This is a genomic window from Haloarcula sp. K1 (genome assembly GCF_001647155.1).
GTDB classification, from domain to species: domain Archaea; phylum Halobacteriota; class Halobacteria; order Halobacteriales; family Haloarculaceae; genus Haloarcula; species Haloarcula hispanica.
On sequence record NZ_LRHL01000012.1, the window covers coordinates 220720 to 235547 of the forward strand.

The window sequence follows — 14828 nt, forward strand, 5'->3', positions numbered from 1 at the left end:
GTCCCCTATGACCGATCCACCACAGAGTTCTAGAACTGTAGCCGTAAATCTGGATCACCGGACGTGTGCCTGAAGGACTTTCACTCCATCTGATTAAACAAAGAACCCAGACCCACGACAACTGATGGTGGCCAACATCCGGACATCACGCACCCATTTATATACCACGCTATCATCAGTCGCTGACATGATTGCGGACCGGTCGGTCTTTGACGATGAGTACCCGCCCCAGCGCCTTCTCCACCGTAACGCCGCCGTCGACCGGCTTGCCACCGCCCTCGCCCCCACAAAGCGCGGCCGGCAGGGTAACGACCTCCTCATCGAAGGGTCGCCCGGCGTCGGGAAGACTGTCCTGGCGCGACACACACTCAGCCAGTTGTCCGAGCGCCACGATCTCGACTACACCCACGTCGAGTGTATGGGAGCGTCGACGGCAAGCATCATCCGAGAAGTGCTGGCGGCGGTCGGACCCAAACCCGCTACCAACACGCCGCTCGAAGACCTGTGTCTCTCCTTGCGCGAGCGAGTTGAGGACCCGCTGGTGGTTATCCTCGACGAGGCCTCTGACATCCACGACACCAAGGCGCTCGAACGGCTGGCAGATGTCACCGGGATTTCGCTGGTGGTCATCTGCTACGACGCTACCGAGTGGCTGACCCACGCCCCCAGACGGATCACCCATCGGTTGCACGGACAGACGCTGGCGCTGGATCGCTACGGCACCGATGAGCTGGCCGACATTCTCGAACCCCGCGCGGAAAAGGGACTGGACCATGGCGTCGTCGCTCGACGCCAGCTCGAAATGATCGCCGACGAGGTCGCCGGCGTCGCCCGCTTCGGGATCTACTCGCTGCTGGCCGCAGCGACGCTGGCACAGGATCGGGACCACCACACCGTTCGCGATGAGGACGTCGCCGGCGCATATCCATTGGCCCGGGAGTGGATGCGGCAGGCAGCGCTGGACTCGCTGTCGTTCCATCATCACCTGCTCTACGCGTTGGTACGGGACGCCGGGGAAATCGATGGTGAGACGCTGCACGACCGCTACGACGCTGTCGCCGACCGAGCGTACGACGGCCGCTCGCGAACGCCACTGGCGGAGCGGTCACAGCGCCGGAAGCTCCGGAAGCTCGATGAGTACGACCTTGTTGAGCGGCTGGGCTCAACGCGGGATCGTCGGTATGCGGTTATCGACCAGAGTGTCCGGTCCGGCTACGATATCGACCTGAGTAGAGCACTCCAATCTGGCCTGCAAGATTGATTGCTGTGCGGGGGTTTTCTCAGGCCGCTGGGTGAGTGCTAAATCATGTACCTGCAGGACATCGAAAAGGGTGCTGCGGCTGATGTGTGTCGAGACTTCAGCCAACTGTTGTCGAATTGTGAGCCGACAAGCCGATGGCGGATAGGCCACTGTCGTCGGTATCGGCCGTTTCGAGTATATCCTCACTCATCTGAAAGGCTGAAATAGCTACGGTCAATGAAAAGTTGAGAGAACTCCAGCGTATTACCCAAAAGAAACAGCACCTAAGTCTTATTTACGTGACTAACAGTAATGTACCTAGCACAGCCGTTCGGCCACATAGGAAGATTCCAGAACAATGGCAGACGATATCGATACCAGATCCCCTAATAAATCGTATTCCGATACGGGTACCTCCCACCACAGGACTGTAACTGAAGAAGAGTATCGCGATGACCTGCCTTTTGACCCTGAATCAGCGGGTTCTGACGAACTATTTGAAGCGCTGAGCGAAATTGGTAAGTATAGTACTGGATGCAAAGACCAGATCTACGAGTTGGCATATAACCATTTTACGCAGGGTATAGATCCCAGTGATCTAAAAATAAAGAATGGAGTATATCTGAGACAAATTATCGAATATGCTAAATCAAGTAGACCAGAGTGGACTGATTCACTACAAAAGTTCGAAAGTCAGTTTTTTGAAGGAATTGAAGATAGTAACTTCACTTCCGGCAATACGCGCTCAGCTATTGATGATCCAATTAGTCCAAACCAGGCGAGAGAGTATTTAGAAAAACGGAAGCGACAGTTCACCAGCGCCGCTGAAGCAGCTTTTGGATCTTCTAATGAATCAACAAATAAGGTCCTGATTCGAAAGGCACAGAAGGCATATCTTTGGAATATATGGTGGTCTATTCAAAACTCTGAGATCGAAGACCAACCAAAATTAGTCCAAAAGGTTGTGCATACTAAGCAACTAAGTGCATGTCAATATTGTGGACGAGAGCAAGGTCTTATCGGAAAATACGATATCTGGTTGTGTAGACAGTGCTTTCAAAGCCTTGCATCGAATATGGGTTTTAGAAAATATAGTTAGATCAAGTCTCAAGATCTTTTATTGCTTGGATCCCGATATAAGACTTCGCTAGTTTTTCACCTTCCTCTCCGTCTACACTTTTTTCAATCACTTCAACAAACAGTCCTTCGTCATTAAAATTTGAGTGAGCAAATTCACCAATAATATAGGCCAAATTCTCTACCCTTTGTCCAGGAACTAGTCCATCATCACAGCAGCCTTCTGCAAATGTTTTAATGGGTTCGTCCTTCTGGCTATACTCATCTCTCAATAATTTTAGATCATTCTCATCAAAAATTTCTTTGTGCCATCCATCCTCGGGAGCCTCCATCTTGACTCAACATTAGCGTTCACTCGTTCAAAATAATATGGGATAGCCAGATTGAGGCCCCAGTTATGATTATCATTTGTGTTATAAATGCTAGTAATGGTAGCACGCCTATATCAAAGTCAAAGATATCAGAAAAAACCCTGAGAGATATCGTAGCTACAGTTATAATGACTGATCCTAAGATCACCAAAATTCCGTACTTCAACGGCTTCAACCTGAGAGGAGATATAGAATCTCGATTCATTGATCTGTATTCGCCGAGCAGAAAGATCAGGATCACAAAGTCTAGTGAGAGTGATATGCGGAGGATCATGCTGATCTGATTAAGGACACTATTACTGATCATGACCACAGTCTATGTATAACTCCTCCTGTCATAACAGCACATCACTGAGCTTTGTTTAGACGTGCTATGGTTTTCGGAAGCCAGGTGGTATGCTGATATTGTTTCAGTTGTACCGCCCACGCCACGACCAGACCCACCAAACGAACAGCGGATAATATCGATGGGCATCGCGTCCCGATTATTCGGACATCTAGCACCTTTTTAAGCAATATCCACCCCTCGGTGTGGCGTGTATGCCACAGAAAATGAGTATCCGGGACTACGCCGGCAACGAAGTTGAGGTGCGCCAGCAGGGCCGCAGCGAGGACGGCCACCGACTGAAGGTCACGCACCCCGATGGCCGGCGCTGGATCTGCCAAGTCAGTCTGTCCGGCGAGATGGACGTCGAGAGCACGTACCGCGATGGGGAACTCGCCGATATCGAGACGCCCGACTGGCTGGAAGATGAGCTATCGTTGATAGCACAGCCCGCGTGAGAATGTCAGGACTCGTCGACAGGGTCGAGCGTGCTGGCGTCGAGTTCCTCGTCAAGATAGGCAATACCATGGTCAGTGATGCCGTAGAGACCACGGTGGACACGGGTAAGCAGTCCATACTCCGCAAGCTCACTGCAACGCTGGCTCGCGTGCTGCCGCGATATGTCTCCTTTGTCGGCGATGGCAGATGGTGTGAGATTGCCGTACTCCCGGATAAGCTCCAAAACCCGGTCATCAGACGGCGTCATCCAATCTGCCTGTTTACGCATGTTGTTCGAGCGTGGCGTTGCAGTACTCATAGGCTCACCGATACAAGGTATTTCACGTCGGTTGTACTTGAATCCATTGACGGTCGTTAACTGCACATTAACAACTGTCAGAAAGCTATTTACGAATGGCAGAATAACAGGATAACTGACCCGCCCTCCCGGGCCCAGAAAGGGTCCGGCGTGTACCAGCACGCCGGGGTGGGTCGAACTCCCACTACGGAGTTTCAGCGACCCATGAGCAAATCAAACGACGGGCGTAATAAGAATACGCCCACTGAGAGCAGCACAGCCCGCCGTGCGAACGGCGATGATTCTCCAGCAGCTGATGTTGACGCAAAAACGGACTCGCGTGACACCGCGAGCCACTCGGAGAGGACTCAGATAGGGGCCGGGTCCTCCACTAGCACCGCTGACCCACAGGCCGATAACACTGCCGACGACCACCTCGATAACGACACCACTGCGGACACCGGCATCGAGGCCGCCTCGAAACTCCGCACGCTCGCGGATGATCTCGAACGCGCGGCGCGACACTCGGCGGCCGACGACGTCGACGTGTCCGTGTATGTGACCGTCGAGGAGACGTTCCGTGGCTCGTGGGGTGACAACTGATGTCGGAAGCCTCCGCGCGCGCCCAGCGCCGGGCCCGCGAACGCCAGCACACCATGCCAGAGGAAATGGCCTGTATCGAGGACCCGACCGGTGTGCTGCTCGCGCCAACGGCCGACATCCAGCTCACTGCGTTCGCGAACGTCACGGTCGCGACGACTGAGTCCGAGGAATGGATCAAGAGCAACGTCGTGGTCGAGCGGGAGGCGTGGTGCTGATGGCCGGCGCAATCACCCGTGACGAACGACGCCATCGGATCGAGCAAGACGACGGCGACCTCGACGACACCGTCTACCGAGTCCGGACAAGCGGCCGTGGGGATATCTGCTACCACGACGACCCGGACTGTGCCGACCTCACGGCCGACGATCCAGCGGACATGACCCGGCGGGAGTGTCACCGCCGGCTGTATCCGGCCTGCACGAAGTGTGTCCTCGACCAGCCACACGGCGGTCGTAGCGACCAGCGGCCCTCGCTGCGGCACAAACTGGATGAGGTCGACTACGAGTTCGAGTGGGACCGCAAGCACGGCGAGGAGGTGGCGTAGATGGCAGCCACATCACGCCAGCCTGCGACGCGAAGCCACCCACCGAACGAAGATCTCTCGTGGGATCTGGACCAGCTCCCGCTGCCGGCCAACCAGTCCGCGACCGCCGCCGCACTGGCTGCTCTCGACGAGGCCGACAACGGCCAGCGCAAGACGGTCAAGCGTGTCCGGGCGGCACTGTGTGGCGAGATTCCCGCCGACGAACCGCGCCCGATTGACTGGCTGCGGGCCATCCAACACACCGGCGGCGACCTCGTCGTAGTGACCTGGTCAAGCGCTGGGTTCAACGAGATCGAGTACGTTCCTGATGAGGGGCGGTTTTTCGTCGCCGGCTACTCGTCGCTGGACCGACTCCAAGGCGAGGACCCATACTTTCGCGAGGTCGCTACCCGGTCCGCTGCGAAGGATCTTCTCCATGGAGCGCCCCGGGCTGTGACCGCTGACGAAGCCACGCTGGTCAAGGGAGGTGCGGACTGATGGCGGTCGCTGACTGTCAGGGCTGCTCGTGGTCCGAGACTGCGCAGGATCTCGTGTCGGTGAGCGACGAAGCCGAGCGCCACGAGCGCAAGGAACGGCACGATGTCGAGGTCAAGCGCGTTGCAACGGACGGTGGCGTGAGCCGTCGCGACGCCATCGCGATCACGGCCCAGCTGACCGGCGTCGGCGACCAAGACACTACCTGCCAACACGGCGTCGTTGGCTGTCCCGGACCAGAGGGCGACTGGCTCGACAGCTGTGTTGAGTGCTTTTTCGAGGGTGGTGACGACGATGTCTGAGGGCGACACCTACGACGTCGACGGCGAGGTTGTCGTCCGAAATGCCGACGGCGAGGCCATCGAAAAGGCTGCGGCTCGGGTCCGCGGTGAACACGTCGCGACGGTCTATCTCATCGACACTGGTGAGGCAACCCACGTCTGGCCGGGCGGCTACCCGACCGGCGCGGAGGCCAACGACGACTGGACAGTCATGACCGCGTGGTGGCACGTCGACACCGTCCGGAGGCAGATAGCATGACGCGACGGCCAGCTATCGAGAACCGGACGGGTGGACCCGGGCTTAGCCCTAATATCTGGGACATGCACCGGCGTCATGTCGCCGCTGCGAACCACATGCAGGCCGAAGGCTGCTACGTCTCGTATTGTTCCGCCCACAGCGGCTACGATCGCACGTTACACCCCTACATCCACGGTCGACGGCCAGCAGATATCGTCGCGGCAGTGCGGGAGGTGCTCAGTCTGTGAGCAACCCGCTGTTCGACGCCCTCGACGGTCACTTCCGGGGTGAACGAGTCCGTGTCGTCGGCAACGACGGCACCACCTACGAGGGCTGGGCCGAGCGCCTGCACCACCACGACCGCCATGTCCTGCTCCGTGACGCAGTCAACGTGGACCGCGACGACGATATCGGGACGGCCTACGTCGCCCACTGCGATAGCATCGAGATTCTAGAGGCCGAGAGTCACATCGAGACAGTCAGTCCCGACGCCATCGAGCCGGCGCCGTACGCCGTTCGCGAATTCGACCGTGAGGGGAACTGCGGCTACATCGCTCGTGTCCGTAACGACGGCTGGACCGGCTCGTTCCCCGTCGTCCGCCCCGTCGACGGCACGGAAGATTTCGAGGTCGTTGAAGGACACAAACGCCTGTGGGTCGCCGAGCAAGCCGGCCTCACCACGCACCCGGTCGAGATCATCGACGTCGACGATTGGGAGCTCGCCCGACGTTTCGTCGTCGACCACCTACCCGATGAGGAGCAGGTCCACGACGACGGCACGGCCACGGGCTGTTACGATGACGCCCAGATCGAGATCGTTATCGACCGGCTCACCGACGAGTGGGGCGAGCGTGCGTTTTCCCTCCCGCGGGTCCAGTTCAATGCCGACCGGCTCGGGTTCGACGTCGACGGTGATGCCACCGAGCAAGAGGCGGGCTCCACTGACACGGCCGATGACACAGATGACGAGGCGGCCGATGCCGACGTCGAAGTCGCTGTTGACGACGACGAGTTGTCAGAGCTACCGCCAACAGGCGAGGAGGTACTCGCTGCCCTCGCCGAGCATGGTGAGCTCCCCAGTGCCGAGCTAAAACACATTACCCAGCGGAGCTTGCAGGCTATCTCAACGAATCTCAACGCCCTCGAAGAGATGGGGCGCGTCGAGTCGCGGGCAGATCCCGACGACGGCCGCCGACAGCTCTACTCACTTGTCGACGAAAGCAAGCGAGATGACCACCGCGTCGGTGACCCTATCGACGAGGACAGCGCCGGTGCACAAGAGGCCGAGGCCGACGGTGGCGTCACGACTGAGTCGGATGGAGATCTGCCGCCGGGCGTCACAGCACAGGATATCCGTGATGCCGTCGAGGCTGTCGAGGGGCGCCAGCGAGAAGGACTCAGTTACCTCGGCGACGTCGCCGACGAGCTGAACGTTCGGGAAGCCAGAGCGCGCCTGTTCTGTCACACCGTCGGTGTGTACAACCAGGTAACCGACGCCAGCGGCTACCGGGGTGAGACCTGATGCAGCCGGTTCACCACGGTCTTGTGATGCTGCTCTTGGGGCTCGCCTCGCTGGTCGTGACCGCCTTCATCGTGGGGGCGATACCATGACCACCACCCGGGGCAACGCTGACTGGATCGACTGCATTCGCTGTGGTGGCACCGGTGAACACGTCGAATGCATCGACGATATCTGTCACGCGAAGTGCCACTGCATGCACGGCGACAATCGCTGTGCGCTGTGTGAGGGACTGGGCCGTATCACCACCGAACTCGCCACGCGATGGCGCCAGCGCGATTCCTTCGAGGGGGTAACCGCGCCGGCGCCGGACCTGCGAGCCCGAGGGAAACTTCACGCCGCCGCTCGCGACGTTCGCGAGGACCACGAGCGCTCACTGCAGGAGGCTGATTTCTGATGAGTAAAACTGCTGATACACAAATTGACGACCCTGACGACGACCGACTCGAAACGCTGTACAACGTCCACGAAGAGCTGCAGACCATCGCCGAGAGCGACGTTCCCTACGCCGAATATGCGGAAAACTGGCTTGCGTCACTCCGGGAGGCTGGCTACGATGTCTGAATCACTCGTCCAGTCCTTCGATACGGATAGAGACGTCGTCGCCGATTTCAGCTTCGACGGTCGCGATGGCTTCGGCAAGGTCGCTGTCGGCGGCGACCATGCTGTCCATCGCATCCTGTCGCTGGCGTTCGGCCTCTTCGGCCGCGGACTGGGAGAGGACTTGGCCACACCACACGCAGGCGTCTTTCTCCCGGGGCGTCTTCTGCTCACAGCGCGGGCAGACGATGGGGCCGACAGAGTCGGGTTCGTCAGCTTCGACATCGAGGCCGTGGGCGCGGGCGATCTCCCGCTCGCTGGCGTCGTCGAAGACGGCGATGTACCGGCTCGCGATGTCGGATCCACGCGTCCAGCCGTGGTGTTCTTCGAGGTGGGCCTGCGAGACGCCCTGCGAGGCGAGATAGCTGGCCGAGGACTTTCGGAAGTGCGTCGGCGTGACGGTCTTGTCGATGCCGGCGCGGTCGGCGACGTCTTTCAGTGCGTCACGGACACGGTTGTTCGAGATGCTCTCTGGCGACGAGAGCTTGCACCACAGCGGGTCGGTGTCGCCGCCGGGGTGATCGTCGAGCCATCGGCGGACATAGGGCACCGATGGGACGAGGACGGGCGATCGGCGGCCGGTCTTCCCGTTGAGTGTGACCTGCAGACCGTAGTCGTGATCGACGATATCGCCGGGCGTGAGGTCGTAGAGTTCGCCGGGGCGAGGGCCCAGATCCCATGCGAGGGCGACCAGCGCCCGGTCGCGGGAGTTGAGGCAGGCGTCCAGCATCGGCTGGATGTCGTCGGCCCAGTCCAGCATGGTTGCGGGGTTCGGTGCCGGGTCGTAGTTGTCGGGATACCCACCGGGGACCCACTCGACAGCGTCCGGGTACTCGTCACCATCGGTGACGATCTTCCCGATCGTGCGGAACGCGACGCGGTAGTCCTTGTTCGTCTCGGGACTGCCGGTCTGTTCGGTGTTGATCCACTGGACGATATCTTCCGCGGCTTCGCGGTCGTCGACGCCATCGGCGAGCCCGCCGACACGCTTCGCGATGATGAGCCCACGCCGCAGCAGGAACTCGTGGCGGTGGTCGGAGAACTCGCTGGGGCCCAGCAGGCGGATCTGCCGGTCGAGGTCGAGGAGGAGGTCCCGGTCGGCGTCGCTGATGTCATAGTGACCGTCCTCGAGGCGGTCGACCATGGTATCGACGGCGCTGGCGGGGTTGTCGGTCATGTAGACAGTGCCACGGGCGACGGGCATGTAAAGCTCGGGTATATTGCCCTCCCCGGGCATTTTCCAGATCACATCGGCCAGCAGCCAGCAGCATCGCTGACCCGTGTCGAACAAACGGTACGCGACTAGCCCGAGCAGGGCTGTTCCGAGCGAGCAGACGGTATCCTCGCCGAGTCGCTCCCGAACGCTGTCGTGCTTGTCACGACTGTTTGGAGACTTAGATGGTAATTTCGTGGGAAAAGAACCGCCAGCGGTCAGCCAGACGAGAGGCCGCCGCCGGGGAACTCCTGAAACACGGCCTCGAAGTCGTCGATCTCTGCGGCCGTGGAATCGGCTGTCTCGCGGAGTTCTTCGAGTCGCTCGCTGACAGTCCGGTACTCGTCGCTGGCTTCCAGTTGCGCGGTGTTCTTCTGCGTTTCAAGCGTCGCCTTCTTCGAGGCCACGGCGAAGTACTCCTGCACCTGATCGTCGTACGTGGTCCGGACGAGCATCTCCGAGACGGTGTCGAGGAGGTCCTCGCGGCTGACCGGCTTAGTCAGGTACTCGTCGAAGGGCATCTCGACGATGTCGAAGTCCGGGTCGACGGCCGTTACCATCACTACCGCCGGGTCGACACCCCGTTCTGCGATGGTATCGAGGACTTCGTCACCGCTCATATCGGGCATCTGCCGGTCCAGAAAGACGACGTCGACGGACGCGTCGACTAACTGGAGCGCTTCCGTACCGCTGTGTGCGGTCCGAACGTCGTGTGCGGTCAGCAGCCACGTCGAATACAGATCCGCGATATCTTGTTCATCGTCGACGACGAGAACCGTTGCCTCCTCCGTCTCAACACGCTTTTGCACTTGTTGTCCCTCCTGTCGACTCACGTACTGCTCTCACGGTGACTTTCCCGAACAGCAAGATAAAGGTACCCAGCATATTATCGATTCTGAGAACACTGCAGTTGGTCTGTTGACTTTTTCATGGAGGCGTGCTGTCACAGGGCAGTGACTCATGCCAGAGATGTTAACATAGCGGCGACCGTACCCTGTGTGTATGGTGACCGTCTCCGGACCGTGGACGAGCGGGGAGATGGAACAGTTTCTCAGCGCCGAAACGGTTCCACTCCGTCTCGGGTGCCGAACTCCAGCAGACAGGCCCTGGATGCTCTCGCTCTGGTACCGATTCGTTGACGGTGTCTTCGAGTGTGCGACCGGGGCAGACGCAGCGGTTGTCGACTACCTCGACTATGACGGCGACGTGTCATTCGAAGTCTCGACGAACGAGCCGCCGTACCGCGGCGTCAGAGGCAATGGCACAGCGACGATGACAACAGACGAGGACAAGACGGTGCTCACCGACCTGCTGCACCGCTATCTCGGCGGGACCGACTCACCACTGGCCGAACGACTGCTCGCACCCGACCGCCGCGAGATCCAGATCACGATCACACCCGACCGTCTCCACACCTGGGACTATAGCAACCGGATGTAACTGCCTGAACCAATGGGACACACAGACTCAGCCATGGAAACTGACCCGACAGACATCAAATCAATCGCGATAAGCGCCACCGACCTCGTCGCAGCTATTGAAGCGACTGCAGACGAATCAGAGACCGTGTTGCGCGTCACACCACCGTTCAGCGGCCGGATGCGGGCGCGTCTCCACGTCGTTCAGGCCGACGACGACGATGACACGGTTCACATCGAGCCCGACTCACTGCTGACTACGGATGCACCGTCGTATCCGACGCCCGATGACACCGCCGACGAACTCCGGGCCGCGGACGATGAGACGTACTCGGTGGAGCGCCATCGGACCTACCACGAGCAGCGACTCGCCGAGTGGCGGGAGTCGCTTCCGGACCACGTCGTCGATAGCACGACACTAAGCGACACAGCGCACGACGTAACTGTGTCACTACTCGGACCGTAATCGGTCGTACACGTCCACCGGAGGCGTCACCGGGACTGGGAGTGTTACAGTAGGTTATACCACAGTTACACCGCCGATAAAACGTCTAAGCGTCTTTCAGCCGGTAATAAAATGAACGGCTAGGGGCCGCTGTGCGTGAAACGAAGCGAAACGGGCGGAAACCTCTAGAGGTTATAAGCTATCTCCAGTAGAAGCCGTGGGTAGGTCCCCCATATGTCAAGTTCGTCCGCATACGAATTACTCGCCCAGTTTGATGAGTCCGTCCCGGAGTTCGACGAGTCGCTCGTCTCCGCCGTTCGAGGTATCGCGTTCTGGACGGCGATTGCACTCCCGTTTTTATATCTCCCGCTACTGATTACCGGCCTGAACTCCGGGGCGACGCGGATCGCGTTCGTCGCGCTCGTCGTCTTCAACGCCGTGGCGCTGCGTATCGGCCACGCACACGGAGGAGACGACTGACACGGAACCCTTCGGTGCCGGTCACCACCGTGGATATTGCGGCCCTCCACTCCGCATTGCCGCTGTGACCATACTTTCATCCACCTAGTAGTCGTTCGTATGCATATGTCACGGACAGCAGTTATCGCAGGTGTCGGTCCGGGCCTCGGGGAGTCACTGGCCAAAACGTTCGTCGATGAAGGCTGTCAGGTCGGCCTGTTCGCCCGGTCGGCGTCGTATCTGGAGTCACTGTCGGCAGACCTCGGTGACAACGCGCTCGCAGTACAGACTGATATTACCATCCCGGACCAGGTCGCAGCAGGCTTCGAGCAGGTCCGGGACGAGTTCGGCCCCGTCGACGTGCTCGTGAACCACGCCAGCGGCGGGGCGTGGAAGGGAACGCAGGAGATTTCACACGACGAGTTCCAGCGCGCGCTCGCCGTCGGTCCGGCGGGCGGGCTGGCCTGTTCCCAGGAGGCCGTCGACGACATGCTGACGGGTGACGGAGGGACGATAATCTTCACCGGTGCGACATCCGCCGTCCGGGGCCGCGACGGCGCAGTTGGGTTCAGCGCCGCCAAGTTCGCCGTCCGCGGGCTGGCCGAATCGATGGCCCGAGAACTCGGGCCCGAAGGCATCCACGTCGCCCACGTCGTCATCGATGGCCAGATTCTCCCGACGAACGCCGCCGACGCAGCTGACCGCGACACTCAGTCGTATCTTGACCCGGACGAAATCGCACAGTCGTACTGGCACCTCGTCGAACAGGACCGCTCGGCGTGGACGCTGGAACTCGACCTCCGCCCCCACGTCGAGGCGTTCTGAGCGTCTCACCTCCGTTCCGGCTATTCTTCGAGGAGGTCGACCCACTCTCTGAGCGGCCCCCGAATACCGTCGACTGAGATCGTCACGTCGCCGTCGAACCGCCACGTCGCTTGCGGGGAGTCCGAACCGAACCGCATCGGAATAGAGACCGAAATATCGTCGGCCGTGACGTGGAGCGCCTCGTCGCGGTCGACCGTCTCGTCGAGCAACCGTTCAACGGCCAGGCGGAGCTGTTCCGGGTCCGGGTCTGGAAGGTCTGTAGATTGACTCATACCTGTGGCTTGGAACCGAGGCTACCTCCGTGTTGCGTCGAACCGGTCGGTTCACCCCTGCTATTTACGGGTGTGTGGGACTCAGACGGTTTCGATGGAGCTGGAAACGCCGTACGCCCTCGGGGGGACCTACTACGTCGAGACGGTATCCGTCGGAAAACGGACGGACGACGAGACGGTGCGCGATTGCGTGGTCTGTGGCGGCCACGTCTACGCCGACGACTGGCACCTCGTCGTCGGAGTTCTGGATACGGCCGGCGGACGACAGCGCCACCACCACTGTAGCGACGACTGCCTGACCGAGTGGCTCAAGCTCGTGGCGGGTGCCTGAGCAGCGGTGAGTCCGCGGAGTCTTGACGGTGGAACCCGTCGGGAAGATATGGACGAGCGTACGGGCGTATTCAGGGTCTACCGCGTCGTCGAAGCGGTCCCGCACATCAATCTATTCGACACCGACGCGACGCGGCTCTACACCGTGTACCAGTCCGGCTACGGCGAACGCCAACCGGCAGTCGACGGCCTCCGAACGGGAGCCCTCGTCGAGGCGACGCTCGGCGGCGATCCCGACGATTCGGACGAGGCCTGGTCGCTACTTTCCTTCGAGCGGCTCGACCGCGTCGCGATGGACTTTGCTGTGGATGCTGAAGTCCCAGAAGTGGCGGCCGACCTCTGGGAACCGGGGCTCGAACGCCCGGCAAGCGCCGTGCTCGAAGAAGACGGCGAGCCGGTTGCGGAGTGTTTCGTGCAGCCACGCGCGCCGTTGCCCGGCGGCACGTTCGTCCCGAGCGTGCTCACCGGCCTCGTGCCGATGGAATCACTGCTGACCGAACTCCCCGGTATCGGCGAACCGCCGACAGACGCTATCTTCATCGACCCCGACCCGCCCGACGCCGACTCGTACGCCCGCCCCTACGGCGTCGCCGTGTTGTTCACCGCCGCCGCTGACGACCTACTCGCTGAGTTCCGGGACCGATATAATCTCTCTGCCGACGCCGACAACAGGCCCGAGTACGACCCGTACGGGCTGTGAGGGGTCGGGAGTGCGGTCCACCGGAAGCCACTACATCGTGATGACGAGCGGTACTGGAACGAAACAGAGCATGCCCAGAACGAACGTGACCAGGCCGATAGCCCAGCGGCCCGGCCCCAGCGGCGTCTCGTCCAGCGGCGTCGCCGACCCGAGCCGACCGAACACCAGCGCCAGGAGCCCCCAGAACGCCCACAGTCCGGCTGCGCGACCCCCCTCAAAGGCGACGAGGTAGCCCGCGAGCCCGAACAGGGCGACGGGGACGGCTAGCTGGACCAGCGACAGTCGGTCGCCGAACAGCGCCCGGGCGACGTGCGCGCCGTCGAGTTGACCGACCGGCAGGAGGTTCAGGAAGGTCACGAACGCCCCCACCCAGCCGCCGATGACGACCGGGTTCGGGAGGAGTTGCGGGTTCGCGTACTCCAGTTGTTCACCCATCACCGCCGCGATGCCCTGCAACAGCAGCGGGTAGCCGAGTTCGATGTTCGTGACGATCCCACGGGTTACCTCCACCGGCGGGAGCGTCACGCCGATGGCGGTCACGACGACAGTCGCGGCGAGGCCCGCCAGCGGACCGGCGACGCCGATGTCGAACAGCGCCTTCCGGTCGGGGATGTGGTCGTTCATGCTGATGACCGCGCCCAGCGTCCCGAGCACGTTCGGAAACGGCAGGAAGTACGGCAGGCTCGCCTCAACCTCGTGGTAGCGGCTCATGACGTAGTGGCCGAACTCGTGAATCGCAAGGATTCCCAGTGCAGCGGCGGCGAAGGGCCACGCCTCGAGCATGGCTGTCGGGTCGTCGAGAACAGACAGCCCGTACCAGCGGGTCCCGGCGTACAGTGTCGACAACAACGTCAGGACGGCGAGTCCGACGTTCAGCCACGGGACGCCGTCGACGCCGAGGGACCGCTCCCGCGCGATCAGGACCCACTCGCCCATCTCCCGCTTGAGCGCGACGCGATACCCGCGCTGACGGAACGCCGGTGCGATGCGGTGGATGACCTGTTCTGACTCGGTCATCGGCTCGCCGTAATACCGGACGCCGTCCTCGGCGGTCCTGTCGACCTCGTAGACGTAGAACGTGTCTGCGAGCGCTTCCGGGTCCGGTAACTCCGGCGGCGAGGACTGGGTCGCCATTACCTACGTTTAGGGTTCGACCCG

At 60.8% G+C, this 14828-nt stretch carries 25 protein-coding genes; 19 read left to right on the plus strand and 6 right to left on the minus strand.

Annotation, left to right across the window (positions count from 1 at the left end; all coding sequences use genetic code 11):
- The first annotated feature begins 187 nt into the window (after positions 1-187).
- Both AV929_RS05960 and AV929_RS22595 read left to right on the plus strand, forming a co-directional pair.
- On the plus strand, positions 188-1261 hold the full coding sequence (locus tag AV929_RS05960; RefSeq protein ID WP_064287708.1) for a Cdc6/Cdc18 family protein: 1074 nt from the start codon (positions 188-190) through the stop codon (positions 1259-1261).
- Positions 1262-2204: 943 nt separating this feature from the next.
- The gene (locus tag AV929_RS22595; RefSeq protein ID WP_230458848.1) at positions 2205-2339 is read left to right on the plus strand and encodes a 30S ribosomal protein S14; all 135 of its coding nucleotides are present in this window, start codon (positions 2205-2207) and stop codon (positions 2337-2339) included.
- Between the two features lies 1 nt (position 2340).
- On the opposite strand, the gene AV929_RS05965 is transcribed toward AV929_RS22595, so the two are convergent.
- Positions 2341-2649, minus strand: a complete 309-nt coding sequence (locus AV929_RS05965; protein WP_064287709.1) for a hypothetical protein — start codon at positions 2647-2649, stop codon at positions 2341-2343.
- 579 nt (positions 2650-3228) lie between these two features.
- Here AV929_RS05965 and AV929_RS05975 point away from each other — a divergent pair.
- Positions 3229-3471: a hypothetical protein gene (locus AV929_RS05975; RefSeq protein ID WP_230458844.1), complete on the plus strand. Its 243-nt coding sequence runs from the start codon at positions 3229-3231 to the stop codon at positions 3469-3471.
- Between the two features lie 5 nt (positions 3472-3476).
- Here AV929_RS05975 and AV929_RS05980 read toward each other — a convergent pair whose 3' ends face one another.
- Complete coding sequence (locus AV929_RS05980) at positions 3477-3740, minus strand: helix-turn-helix domain-containing protein (protein ID WP_080510047.1); 264 nt, start codon at positions 3738-3740, stop codon at positions 3477-3479.
- Positions 3741-3974: 234 nt separating this feature from the next.
- Here AV929_RS05980 and AV929_RS05985 point away from each other — a divergent pair, with 234 nt between their 5' ends.
- The 10 genes from AV929_RS05985 (at position 3975) to AV929_RS21765 (ending at position 7972) form a co-directional block, all read left to right on the plus strand.
- The gene (locus AV929_RS05985) at positions 3975-4352 is read left to right on the plus strand and encodes a hypothetical protein (protein ID WP_064287712.1); all 378 of its coding nucleotides are present in this window, start codon (positions 3975-3977) and stop codon (positions 4350-4352) included.
- Positions 4352-4567: a hypothetical protein gene (locus tag AV929_RS05990; protein WP_064287713.1), complete on the plus strand. Its 216-nt coding sequence runs from the start codon at positions 4352-4354 to the stop codon at positions 4565-4567. Before AV929_RS05985 ends, AV929_RS05990 begins: the two co-directional genes overlap by 1 nt.
- The gene (locus AV929_RS05995; RefSeq protein ID WP_064287741.1) at positions 4567-4896 is read left to right on the plus strand and encodes a hypothetical protein; all 330 of its coding nucleotides are present in this window, start codon (positions 4567-4569) and stop codon (positions 4894-4896) included. Before AV929_RS05990 ends, AV929_RS05995 begins: the two co-directional genes overlap by 1 nt.
- On the plus strand, positions 4897-5373 hold the full coding sequence (locus tag AV929_RS06000; protein WP_064287714.1) for a hypothetical protein: 477 nt from the start codon (positions 4897-4899) through the stop codon (positions 5371-5373).
- Positions 5373-5672 carry a hypothetical protein gene (locus AV929_RS06005; protein ID WP_064287715.1) on the plus strand — a complete coding sequence of 100 codons (300 nt, stop codon included), beginning with the start codon at positions 5373-5375 and terminating at the stop codon, positions 5670-5672. The genes AV929_RS06000 and AV929_RS06005 overlap by 1 nt, the downstream gene beginning before the upstream one ends.
- Positions 5665-5910 (plus strand): hypothetical protein, encoded by a 246-nt coding sequence (locus AV929_RS06010; RefSeq protein ID WP_064287716.1) that lies wholly within the window; start codon positions 5665-5667, stop codon positions 5908-5910. The genes AV929_RS06005 and AV929_RS06010 overlap by 8 nt, the downstream gene beginning before the upstream one ends.
- Positions 5907-6137, plus strand: coding sequence for a hypothetical protein (locus tag AV929_RS21760; protein WP_155120728.1), 231 nt, complete (start codon positions 5907-5909; stop codon positions 6135-6137). The genes AV929_RS06010 and AV929_RS21760 overlap by 4 nt, the downstream gene beginning before the upstream one ends.
- Positions 6134-7411: a MarR family transcriptional regulator gene (locus AV929_RS06015; RefSeq protein ID WP_064287717.1), complete on the plus strand. Its 1278-nt coding sequence runs from the start codon at positions 6134-6136 to the stop codon at positions 7409-7411. The genes AV929_RS21760 and AV929_RS06015 overlap by 4 nt, the downstream gene beginning before the upstream one ends.
- A gap of 85 nt (positions 7412-7496) precedes the next feature.
- On the plus strand, positions 7497-7805 hold the full coding sequence (locus tag AV929_RS06020; RefSeq protein ID WP_050007009.1) for a hypothetical protein: 309 nt from the start codon (positions 7497-7499) through the stop codon (positions 7803-7805).
- Positions 7805-7972 (plus strand): hypothetical protein, encoded by a 168-nt coding sequence (locus tag AV929_RS21765; RefSeq protein ID WP_155120729.1) that lies wholly within the window; start codon positions 7805-7807, stop codon positions 7970-7972. Before AV929_RS06020 ends, AV929_RS21765 begins: the two co-directional genes overlap by 1 nt.
- Before the next feature lies 1 nt (position 7973).
- On the opposite strand, the gene AV929_RS06025 is transcribed toward AV929_RS21765, so the two are convergent.
- Both AV929_RS06025 and AV929_RS06030 read right to left on the minus strand, forming a co-directional pair.
- Positions 7974-9212 carry a tyrosine-type recombinase/integrase gene (locus AV929_RS06025; protein ID WP_080510049.1) on the minus strand — a complete coding sequence of 413 codons (1239 nt, stop codon included), beginning with the start codon at positions 9210-9212 and terminating at the stop codon, positions 7974-7976.
- A gap of 227 nt (positions 9213-9439) precedes the next feature.
- The gene (locus AV929_RS06030; protein ID WP_014040891.1) at positions 9440-10030 is read right to left on the minus strand and encodes a HalX domain-containing protein; all 591 of its coding nucleotides are present in this window, start codon (positions 10028-10030) and stop codon (positions 9440-9442) included.
- Between the two features lie 193 nt (positions 10031-10223).
- Between AV929_RS06030 and AV929_RS06035 the strand changes: the two genes are divergently transcribed.
- The 4 genes from AV929_RS06035 (at position 10224) to AV929_RS06050 (ending at position 12368) form a co-directional block, all read left to right on the plus strand.
- Positions 10224-10661: a pyridoxamine 5'-phosphate oxidase gene (locus tag AV929_RS06035; protein ID WP_014040892.1), complete on the plus strand. Its 438-nt coding sequence runs from the start codon at positions 10224-10226 to the stop codon at positions 10659-10661.
- A 12-nt stretch (positions 10662-10673) separates the two neighbouring features.
- Positions 10674-11105 carry a hypothetical protein gene (locus AV929_RS06040; protein WP_023843359.1) on the plus strand — a complete coding sequence of 144 codons (432 nt, stop codon included), beginning with the start codon at positions 10674-10676 and terminating at the stop codon, positions 11103-11105.
- Positions 11106-11318: 213 nt separating this feature from the next.
- Positions 11319-11564: a hypothetical protein gene (locus AV929_RS06045; RefSeq protein WP_014040894.1), complete on the plus strand. Its 246-nt coding sequence runs from the start codon at positions 11319-11321 to the stop codon at positions 11562-11564.
- Between the two features lie 105 nt (positions 11565-11669).
- Positions 11670-12368 (plus strand): SDR family NAD(P)-dependent oxidoreductase, encoded by a 699-nt coding sequence (locus tag AV929_RS06050; protein WP_064287718.1) that lies wholly within the window; start codon positions 11670-11672, stop codon positions 12366-12368.
- A gap of 20 nt (positions 12369-12388) precedes the next feature.
- Here the strand turns inward: AV929_RS06050 and AV929_RS06055 are convergent, their stop codons facing one another.
- Complete coding sequence (locus tag AV929_RS06055; RefSeq protein ID WP_014040896.1) at positions 12389-12640, minus strand: hypothetical protein; 252 nt, start codon at positions 12638-12640, stop codon at positions 12389-12391.
- 94 nt (positions 12641-12734) lie between these two features.
- Here AV929_RS06055 and AV929_RS06060 point away from each other — a divergent pair, with 94 nt between their 5' ends.
- Both AV929_RS06060 and AV929_RS06065 read left to right on the plus strand, forming a co-directional pair.
- Positions 12735-12971 (plus strand): hypothetical protein, encoded by a 237-nt coding sequence (locus AV929_RS06060; protein WP_014040897.1) that lies wholly within the window; start codon positions 12735-12737, stop codon positions 12969-12971.
- A gap of 48 nt (positions 12972-13019) precedes the next feature.
- The gene (locus AV929_RS06065) at positions 13020-13670 is read left to right on the plus strand and encodes a hypothetical protein (RefSeq protein ID WP_064287719.1); all 651 of its coding nucleotides are present in this window, start codon (positions 13020-13022) and stop codon (positions 13668-13670) included.
- Between the two features lie 30 nt (positions 13671-13700).
- On the opposite strand, the gene AV929_RS06070 is transcribed toward AV929_RS06065, so the two are convergent.
- Positions 13701-14804: a site-2 protease family protein gene (locus AV929_RS06070; protein WP_064287720.1), complete on the minus strand. Its 1104-nt coding sequence runs from the start codon at positions 14802-14804 to the stop codon at positions 13701-13703.
- Between the last annotated feature and the right edge of the window lie 24 nt (positions 14805-14828).

Excerpts from the sequence above, each read along its gene's own strand:
- AV929_RS05960 (WP_064287708.1), top strand. The coding sequence starts at position 188 with ATGATTGCGGACCGGTCGGTCTTTGACGATGAGTACCCGCCCCAGCGC.
- AV929_RS05965 (WP_064287709.1), bottom strand. The coding sequence starts at position 2,649 with ATGGAGGCTCCCGAGGATGGATGGCACAAAGAAATTTTTGATGAGAAT.
- AV929_RS05975 (WP_230458844.1), top strand. The coding sequence starts at position 3,229 with ATGCCACAGAAAATGAGTATCCGGGACTACGCCGGCAACGAAGTTGAG.
- AV929_RS05980 (WP_080510047.1), bottom strand. The coding sequence starts at position 3,740 with ATGCGTAAACAGGCAGATTGGATGACGCCGTCTGATGACCGGGTTTTG.
- AV929_RS05985 (WP_064287712.1), top strand. The coding sequence starts at position 3,975 with ATGAGCAAATCAAACGACGGGCGTAATAAGAATACGCCCACTGAGAGC.
- AV929_RS05990 (WP_064287713.1), top strand. The coding sequence starts at position 4,352 with ATGTCGGAAGCCTCCGCGCGCGCCCAGCGCCGGGCCCGCGAACGCCAG.
- AV929_RS05995 (WP_064287741.1), top strand. The coding sequence starts at position 4,567 with ATGGCCGGCGCAATCACCCGTGACGAACGACGCCATCGGATCGAGCAA.
- AV929_RS06000 (WP_064287714.1), top strand. The coding sequence starts at position 4,897 with ATGGCAGCCACATCACGCCAGCCTGCGACGCGAAGCCACCCACCGAAC.
- AV929_RS06005 (WP_064287715.1), top strand. The coding sequence starts at position 5,373 with ATGGCGGTCGCTGACTGTCAGGGCTGCTCGTGGTCCGAGACTGCGCAG.
- AV929_RS06010 (WP_064287716.1), top strand. The coding sequence starts at position 5,665 with ATGTCTGAGGGCGACACCTACGACGTCGACGGCGAGGTTGTCGTCCGA.
- AV929_RS21760 (WP_155120728.1), top strand. The coding sequence starts at position 5,907 with ATGACGCGACGGCCAGCTATCGAGAACCGGACGGGTGGACCCGGGCTT.
- AV929_RS06020 (WP_050007009.1), top strand. The coding sequence starts at position 7,497 with ATGACCACCACCCGGGGCAACGCTGACTGGATCGACTGCATTCGCTGT.
- AV929_RS21765 (WP_155120729.1), top strand. The coding sequence starts at position 7,805 with ATGAGTAAAACTGCTGATACACAAATTGACGACCCTGACGACGACCGA.
- AV929_RS06025 (WP_080510049.1), bottom strand. The coding sequence starts at position 9,212 with ATGCCCGTCGCCCGTGGCACTGTCTACATGACCGACAACCCCGCCAGC.
- AV929_RS06035 (WP_014040892.1), top strand. The coding sequence starts at position 10,224 with ATGGTGACCGTCTCCGGACCGTGGACGAGCGGGGAGATGGAACAGTTT.
- AV929_RS06040 (WP_023843359.1), top strand. The coding sequence starts at position 10,674 with ATGGGACACACAGACTCAGCCATGGAAACTGACCCGACAGACATCAAA.
- AV929_RS06045 (WP_014040894.1), top strand. The coding sequence starts at position 11,319 with ATGTCAAGTTCGTCCGCATACGAATTACTCGCCCAGTTTGATGAGTCC.
- AV929_RS06050 (WP_064287718.1), top strand. The coding sequence starts at position 11,670 with ATGTCACGGACAGCAGTTATCGCAGGTGTCGGTCCGGGCCTCGGGGAG.
- AV929_RS06055 (WP_014040896.1), bottom strand. The coding sequence starts at position 12,640 with ATGAGTCAATCTACAGACCTTCCAGACCCGGACCCGGAACAGCTCCGC.
- AV929_RS06060 (WP_014040897.1), top strand. The coding sequence starts at position 12,735 with ATGGAGCTGGAAACGCCGTACGCCCTCGGGGGGACCTACTACGTCGAG.
- AV929_RS06065 (WP_064287719.1), top strand. The coding sequence starts at position 13,020 with ATGGACGAGCGTACGGGCGTATTCAGGGTCTACCGCGTCGTCGAAGCG.
- AV929_RS06070 (WP_064287720.1), bottom strand. The coding sequence starts at position 14,804 with ATGGCGACCCAGTCCTCGCCGCCGGAGTTACCGGACCCGGAAGCGCTC.